The 7,517-nt window shown below is 31.2% G+C and carries 7 protein-coding genes; 6 read left to right on the top strand and 1 reads right to left on the bottom strand.

What is annotated here, in order from left to right; genetic code table 11:
• Positions 1-297: 297 nt before the first annotated feature.
• Positions 298-672, bottom strand: a complete 375-nt coding sequence (locus Q4548_RS16320; RefSeq protein WP_303457007.1) for a Fur family transcriptional regulator — start codon at positions 670-672, stop codon at positions 298-300.
• A 242-nt stretch (positions 673-914) separates the two neighbouring features.
• Here Q4548_RS16320 and Q4548_RS16315 point away from each other — a divergent pair, with 242 nt between their 5' ends.
• From Q4548_RS16315 to Q4548_RS17250, 6 genes are all read left to right on the top strand, one after another.
• Positions 915-1,229 (top strand): hypothetical protein, encoded by a 315-nt coding sequence (locus Q4548_RS16315; protein ID WP_303457004.1) that lies wholly within the window; start codon positions 915-917, stop codon positions 1,227-1,229.
• 167 nt (positions 1,230-1,396) lie between these two features.
• Complete coding sequence (locus Q4548_RS16310) at positions 1,397-3,766, top strand: TonB-dependent receptor domain-containing protein (RefSeq protein ID WP_303457001.1); 2,370 nt, start codon at positions 1,397-1,399, stop codon at positions 3,764-3,766.
• A gap of 30 nt (positions 3,767-3,796) precedes the next feature.
• Positions 3,797-4,600: a DUF4625 domain-containing protein gene (locus tag Q4548_RS16305; RefSeq protein ID WP_303456998.1), complete on the top strand. Its 804-nt coding sequence runs from the start codon at positions 3,797-3,799 to the stop codon at positions 4,598-4,600.
• A gap of 59 nt (positions 4,601-4,659) precedes the next feature.
• Positions 4,660-5,142 carry a DUF4625 domain-containing protein gene (locus Q4548_RS16300; protein WP_303456995.1) on the top strand — a complete coding sequence of 161 codons (483 nt, stop codon included), beginning with the start codon at positions 4,660-4,662 and terminating at the stop codon, positions 5,140-5,142.
• 15 nt (positions 5,143-5,157) lie between these two features.
• Positions 5,158-6,357 carry a GTP-binding protein gene (locus tag Q4548_RS16295; RefSeq protein ID WP_303456993.1) on the top strand — a complete coding sequence of 400 codons (1,200 nt, stop codon included), beginning with the start codon at positions 5,158-5,160 and terminating at the stop codon, positions 6,355-6,357.
• A 30-nt stretch (positions 6,358-6,387) separates the two neighbouring features.
• Positions 6,388-6,789, top strand: a complete 402-nt coding sequence (locus tag Q4548_RS17250) for a Fur family transcriptional regulator (protein WP_369281303.1) — start codon at positions 6,388-6,390, stop codon at positions 6,787-6,789.
• The last annotated feature ends 728 nt before the right edge of the window (positions 6,790-7,517 follow it).

Here is a 7,517-nt window from a genome sequence, read left to right as displayed (position 1 = left end):
AGTCTGAGGATAGTTCCAATATAAGTCAGTTTAAAAACTCCTAAATTAATGCTATCCTAATTCACACACAACTTTTGAACTTGATCCATATTAGGTCAGTAATTCGGTTAGTACGATTTAAACTATAAAGATACTAACCTCTTTACCTTGAAAAGATACTATTAGTTTGATTTGACTTTCGTCTAAATGTTTCACTACAAAAGACGATTATTATGGTATCATCAAACACTTATTCATTATTTACTTGGTTGTATACTCAAAACGTAGCATCAGGAGATGCAATTATATATAGTTGTTTTATGAACATTCATCACAAGTACCTGTTAAAACACAATTAACATTTTTTACTTTATACTTATCAGGAATGGAGAAATTTACTTCACCAGGTAAGCATTCTATGGTTTCACATTTTATACATCTAAAGTGAAAATGATGTATAGATTCTTGATTTTTATCACATTCAAGGCACAATGCAAAGTATTGTTTACTATCTTCAGCCACAACCTTGTGCAATATTCCATCTTCACAAAAACGATTTAAAACGCGATAAATTGTAGCTCTATTTATTTCAATTTCTATTTTTTGTTCAATCGCATCTTGACTCATGGCTTTTCCTGTTTTTTTTAAAACATTCAAAACAGCTTCTGTCGTTGGAGTATTTCTTCTTTTCATGTAATGCGATATTGTTGCAATAATTATTGCGATTCTATTGCAATATTATAAAAAATATAATAGGTTTGCAAAACGATTATTGCGACTATATTGCTTTAATTGGGAGGCGATTTATAAAAGTCTTAGAGCACACAATAATACGAGTAGTGTATTTTTTTGATTTTCTTATTAAGAATAAAGCTTTTGTAATAAACATAAATTTTAAATAGATTATAGATCTAAAGTTTTGATTAGTTAAATAAATGAAATTCAGTACTATTAAAAATAGCATTACATTCTTGTTCTTGTTCCTTTTCCTTTCGGTGAAAATGGCAGGATTACATGCTTTTTTTCATGCTGATGAACAAGATGATGACACTACCACTTGTTTGGTTTGTGAGCATACAGTGGTACATAATTTAACACCAATTTTAGATACTTCTATTCAAGAATACAAAATAGAACAACAAGAATTGTATTTGTACAACGATGTCATTGGTTGCAACAACTTTATTGTATTAAGTTCTATACCTGTAAATCAACTTTTCTCTAGACCACCACCTTTTATATTATCATAATTTTTGTACAGTACAACTTGTTTGTTGTTAGCATCTATAAAACCAAATAAGGTTTATTTATAGATGTTAAGTAACTAAGCACTTAATGAGGCGATTTTTATAAAAATCACTAGTACTCTCTTTATACCCTTCTACTAAGGGTTTTATAAATCTATAGTATTTTACATATGTATTTTAAAATATTGAGCATTTGGTTTTTTAGCCTTTGTTCTATTGCTATGGCACAACATGCTCCCGAAAATATAAAAGGAGTAGTGTTAAATGCCAAAACATTACAGCCTATTGAGGGAGCTACTATTATGGGAAAAGGTTTGTTTGCTATTTCCTCTAAAACAGGAACTTTTGTGTTAACAAACCCTAACAAAGATAATTGTGTTTTTACAGTATCTCATATGAGTTATGCTCCAGAAACCATTCATGTAACCGACAATTTAGAAGATAATAATATTAAGATTTTATTGAATGAAAAAATCAACACACTTGCCGAAATAAATCTTTATGGTAAAACTGAACAAAGAAAAGCAATGGAACACCCTATGGTTGCTACGCTTGTTTCTAAAACATTTTTAGAAAATAATAGAGAGAATAGTTTAATGCAAACCCTAGAAAAAATTCCAGGAGTAAGTACTATTAACATTGGATCAGGTCAATCTAAACCAGTGATTAGAGGATTGGGTTTTAATAGAGTAGTAGTGATCCAAAATGGTGTAAAGCACGAAGCGCAACAATGGGGGAATGATCACGGATTGGAGATAGATCAATATGGTGTGGAAGAAGTAAGTATTATAAAAGGACCTGCCTCATTAATGTATGGTTCTGATGCTATTGCCGGAGTTGTAGACATCAAACAAGCAAAAACACCAGCTAAGCATTCTTTTGGCGGAGAAGTAAACTTGTTGGGTGAAAGCAATAATGATTTGTTAGGAATTTCTGCAGGTGTAAAATCAAGAAAAGAACATTGGTTTTATACTGGACGATTGACTTACAGAGATTACGGAGATTACAAAGTTCCTACAGATAAAATTAATTACGAAAACTACATTTTTGAGTTACACGATAACAACTTAAGAAACACAGCAGGAAAAGAAGCAGATGCAAGTATTAGTTTGGGTTATATTAAAAATAACATTAGTACCGAAACTACTTTTAGCAACGTAAATGCCAAAAATGGTTTTTTTGCCAATGCGCATGGTTTAGAGGTGAGAAATTCTAGTATTGATTATGATAGCGACAATAGAGATGTTGATTTGCCTTATCATAAAGTCAATCATTTTAAAATTACCAACAATACTAAAATTAAGCTAAACAAGCACACGCTTTTAATGGATGTAGGTTTTCAGAACAATGCCAGAGAAGAACATTCAGAACCTGTTCCGCATGGATATATGCCTACTCCAGAAGACAGTCAAGAACGTACATTTCTTAAAAACACGTATAGTCTAAATATCAAAGATGATTTTGATATCAACCCACAAAATCACTTTGTAACGGGAATCAATCTAGAACATCAACAAAATAACATTGGAGGTTGGGGATTTTTAATTCCAGAATATCAACGTACTACAGTGGGAGCGTTTGCTTATCATCAACTAGAAATCAATCATAATTTACATTTGATGTCTGGGCTTCGTTATGATTTTGGACTCATGAAAACCAAAGCTTATTATGATTGGTTTCAATCTTCCGTGACTAATAATGATGGAAGTACGTCTCAAGTATACTTACAAAGATCTTTAGACAAAACTTTAGATTTTAGCAATTTTAGTGGAGCTATTGGGTTGAGTTATATTCATGGAAAGACCAGTTATAAAATCAATTTTGGAAAAAGTTTTAGAATGCCTTTGGCCAATGAACTGGCTTCTGATGGAGTAAATTATCACATGTATCGTTACGAACGAGGTAATCTTAATTTACAACCGGAATCTTCGTATCAAGTAGATGTAGAATTTAATCATACCAATCAATGGTTTCAATTAAACATCAGTCCTTTTGTAAACTATTTTGATAACTACATTTATTTAAATCCAACACCTTATTACGAAGGTGTTTTACAGATTTACGAATACACACAAGCCAAGGTTTTTAGGTTTGGAGGAGAAGTAAAAGCAGAAACAACTTTATTTAAAAAGTTAAATCTACAAGCCTCAGCAGAGTACGTGTATTCTAGACAAACTAGTGGAGACAAAAAAGGATTTACCTTGCCTTTTTCACCTCCTTTATCAGGATTATTTACGGCAAGTTATCAGTTTAAAGACTTGTCTGTGATAACACAACCACAACTGTCTGTAGATTATAAAATAACGGCCACTCAAAAAGAAATTGTACCTCCAGAGGAAGAAACAGAAGGATATCAGGTCATGAATTTATCATGGTTTGCCAACCTTCATTTAGTAAAAGGAAATCAACCTGTAAAATTAAAGGCAAAAATCAACAATGTATTTGATACCAAATACTTTAATCACACTAGTTTTTATCGCTTAATAGACGTTCCAGAAGCGGGAAGAAACTTTTCAATATCGTTAACAATACCAATATAAATAAATAATTATTAATTAAAATCAATCAAAATGAAAACAATTACAGTAAAATCAAGTTTTAAATTTTTAGCGATGGCCGCATTCATGGCTTTCTCATTACAGTCTTGTAGTGAAGATGATGATTCAGTTGCAAACGCTCCAGTTATTTCTGATTTCGAATATGGAGAAGGTCATCATGACGATGATGGAGGTGATCATGAAGAAGAAGCATACGCTTATAAAGGAAGTGATTTACATTTAGAAGCAGAAATTAATGCAGAAGCTACAGTAAAAAGTATTACAGTATCTATACATGCTCACGATTTAGAAGTGGGTGAAGGAGAAGAAGAATGGGATTTTGAACAAGTGTTTACAGATGCTAGTTACTTAGTCATCAACCCAACTTTTCACGAACATATAGACATTCCAGCCAATGCACCTGCAGGGGAATATCATGTGGAATTAGTGGTTACTGATGAGTTAGGAAATTCTACAGAAGTGGAAGGACATATTGATATTTTAGATCCTGTAACCATTAGTGATTTTGATATTGATGAAACTGTAGTGAGAGGAAATGACATTCACGTAGAATTTATGATTGCTGCTGTAAATGGAATTCACAATATTACAGTAGATATTCATGCACACGGATTAACAGTAGGTGAGGGAGAAGAAGAATTGGATCTTGAGCTAGAGTTTGAAGAGGGTTACCACGAACAAACAGACGTTGAATTCCATGAACATATAGACATTCCTGCAACTGCTCCTGCTGGGGAATACCACGTGACTTTTACCGTAGAAGATGAGGATGGAAATACTGCTGAGTACGAAACTCACCTAGATATTACTGAATAATAACTTATAGAAGTGGCTGTTCATTACTAGTAACAGCCACTTTTTTTAAAGATAACCCCATGAGCTATTTAAAAAAAACTTTGATAATACTTGCGAATATCTTCATGTTTGGAGCTTGTACTGGTGATAATGATCTAGAAAAGGATTTAGAAAAACCGACTATCAGCGTAAACTATACAGATGGATTTCCTCAAGGTTGTTCAGAATTGCAAAGAGGAAACACCTATACGTTTAGAGCACAAGTAACAGACAATGTAGCTTTGGCAGCATACAGTTTAAATCTACATCATAATTTTGACCATCACACTCATGATGATCAAGGAGCTGTTTGCGATTTAGAACAGATAAAAACAGCAGTAAACCCATTGGTATATTTGGAGAATTTTCAGATAAATGAGGAAGATGTAAAAGTATACGAAATCCAAATCGAAGTAACCATCCCTGATGATATTGATACAGGAGACTACCATTGTGCTTATTCTGTTACAGACCAAACAGGATGGCAGAGTAGAACTTCCATAGATATTAAAATTGTGGAATAAAACATCATTATAGAAATGAAAAAATTACCCGTAACTGTATTAAGTGGTTTTCTAGGAGCTGGAAAAACCACCTTATTAAATCATATTTTACATAACAAACAAGGCTTAAAAGTAGCCGTTATTGTAAATGATATGAGTGAAGTAAATATTGATGCTCAATTTATAGACAATGAAAACACACTTTCTAGAACCGAAGAAAAGTTGGTGGAAATGTCTAATGGTTGTATTTGCTGTACTTTGCGAGAAGATTTAATGATAGAGGTAGAAAAACTAGCTTCTCAAAACAAATTTGATTATTTACTGATAGAAAGTACGGGAATTAGTGAACCTATTCCGGTAGCTCAAACGTTTAGTTTTGAAAGCGAAGATGGAACCATAGATTTAAGCAGATTTAGTTATATAGATACCATGGTAACAGTGGTAGATGCTTTTAACTTTTTTAGAGATTTTTCTAGTTCAGATTATTTAGCAACTAGAGAACTTACAGATATTGAGGGAGACAACAGAACCATTGTAAATTTATTGACCGATCAAATAGAGTTTGCCAATGTTATCACTATTAATAAAATGGATTTGGTGAGTCCTGATGATTTGGAGGAATTATGTGCTGTAATTCACAAGTTAAATCCTGAAGCTACTATTATAAAAACAAGCAATTCCAATGTAGATATACATCAAGTAATGAACACTAAAATGTTTGATTATGAAAAAGCAGAAGCTTCTGCTGGATGGATTAAAGAATTGGAAAATGAACATACTCCAGAAACCGAAGAATACGGAATTGGTTCTTTGGTGTTTAAAAGTAAAAAACCTTTTCATCCAGAACGTTTCTTAAGTTATCTAAACAATGATTTTCCTGTTAATATAATTAGAAGTAAAGGTTTGTTTTGGATGGCATCAAGATCACATCAAGCTTTGTTGTGGAGTACCGCTGGTGGATCTGTAAAAGCAGATAACGCTGGTGTTTGGTGGTCGTCTATGCCTTACAGCGAACGTATTAATTATGCTGCTTTTAATGAAAATACAGCACAAATAGAATCTGATTGGGATGCCGTTTTTGGAGATCGAAAAATTGAGTTGGTTTTTATAGGACAAAATATAAACAAAGAACTTATTAGGAATCAATTAAACCAATGTTTGCTTACCGATGAAGAAATAGAGTTGTGGAAAAAGGATTTGTTTTCCCAAAATGACCAATGGCCAGTGATAAGATAATTTTTTAACAGATAAATTCTAAATAATAAAATGATGAGTAGGGAGGTTTTAAAGCAACATTCTTTACGGGTTACTTCTCATAGGTGTGAAGTGTTAGATTGTTTTAGGCAATCTGATAAAGCTTTAACATTCGCTCATTTAGAAAAAAAATTTAAAAATAAAATAGATCGCGTGAGTTTGTATAGAATGCTGTATTCGTTTTCTGAAAAAAATATTTTATATAAAATTTTTGACTCAAAAAAAGAAATCAATTACATTTTCAATCACCATTTAAAAAAATATACACACCATTCTTATTTTAAATGCAAATTATGTAACAACATTATTAGGTTACCTTTAGAATATATAAATTCTTTAAAACAATATATAAATGTTGAGGAATTAAATATTTTAGCAGAAGGTACTTGTAATGTTTGCACAAAAAAGGAATAAATTATTAATAGTTTATTCCTTTTCAGTTAAAAAAATTAGAGGCTATGTACGAATACTTAAAATTGTGTTGTCTTTTTCTTGATGTTGTAAAACTGAATATTTTAATATAGCTGGATAATTCTTTAAGAGCCAGATATTGTAAAAGAAGTTTTTTATAGATTATATTCTAAAGTTTACCTTCTAAGTACGTTTACTAAAGTATGGCTTTGCGTTTTACTTAATAGATAGGTTATGAGTTGTCACAATAATTTTCAGTTCTAGAAATCACTATAATTTGGTTATCTAGTTAACAATCCGGTTTTATTGCTTTTTTTAATGATTTTATATTTGTTTCACCAAACTAACAACATTTTATTGTTTGATGATGTTTTATAATCCTCTTATCTATCTGTTGATGTATTTAAATACTTCCTACCTTATTAATATATGTCGTAAGATGTATTGATTTTGAGTTCGTGATGTTTTTGATTTCAAAATTATCGTCTACCTATATTTTATAGATGAACTTAGAAATGTTTTAGTTTTGATGAAGTTGGAGACTGCAATATGTATCATTAAATCGGGAGATTTTTTGATAGAATATATTAAGGAGAGGTATAATAGATGTCTAAAACGATAATTTATGCATTTCTCATGAGTTTTTTCTGATTATATGAATGATTAAAAGATTGATAATTATGAGATTAAGAAATAATTTAAAAAAAGGTTAAAAAAGATAGTTGTAGATA

Origin of the sequence: Wenyingzhuangia sp. 2_MG-2023 (genome assembly GCF_030548295.1) — a bacterium.
In the GTDB taxonomy this organism is placed as follows: Bacteria; Bacteroidota; Bacteroidia; order Flavobacteriales; family Flavobacteriaceae; genus Wenyingzhuangia.
This window is presented reverse-complemented; position numbering and strand designations above follow the sequence as displayed.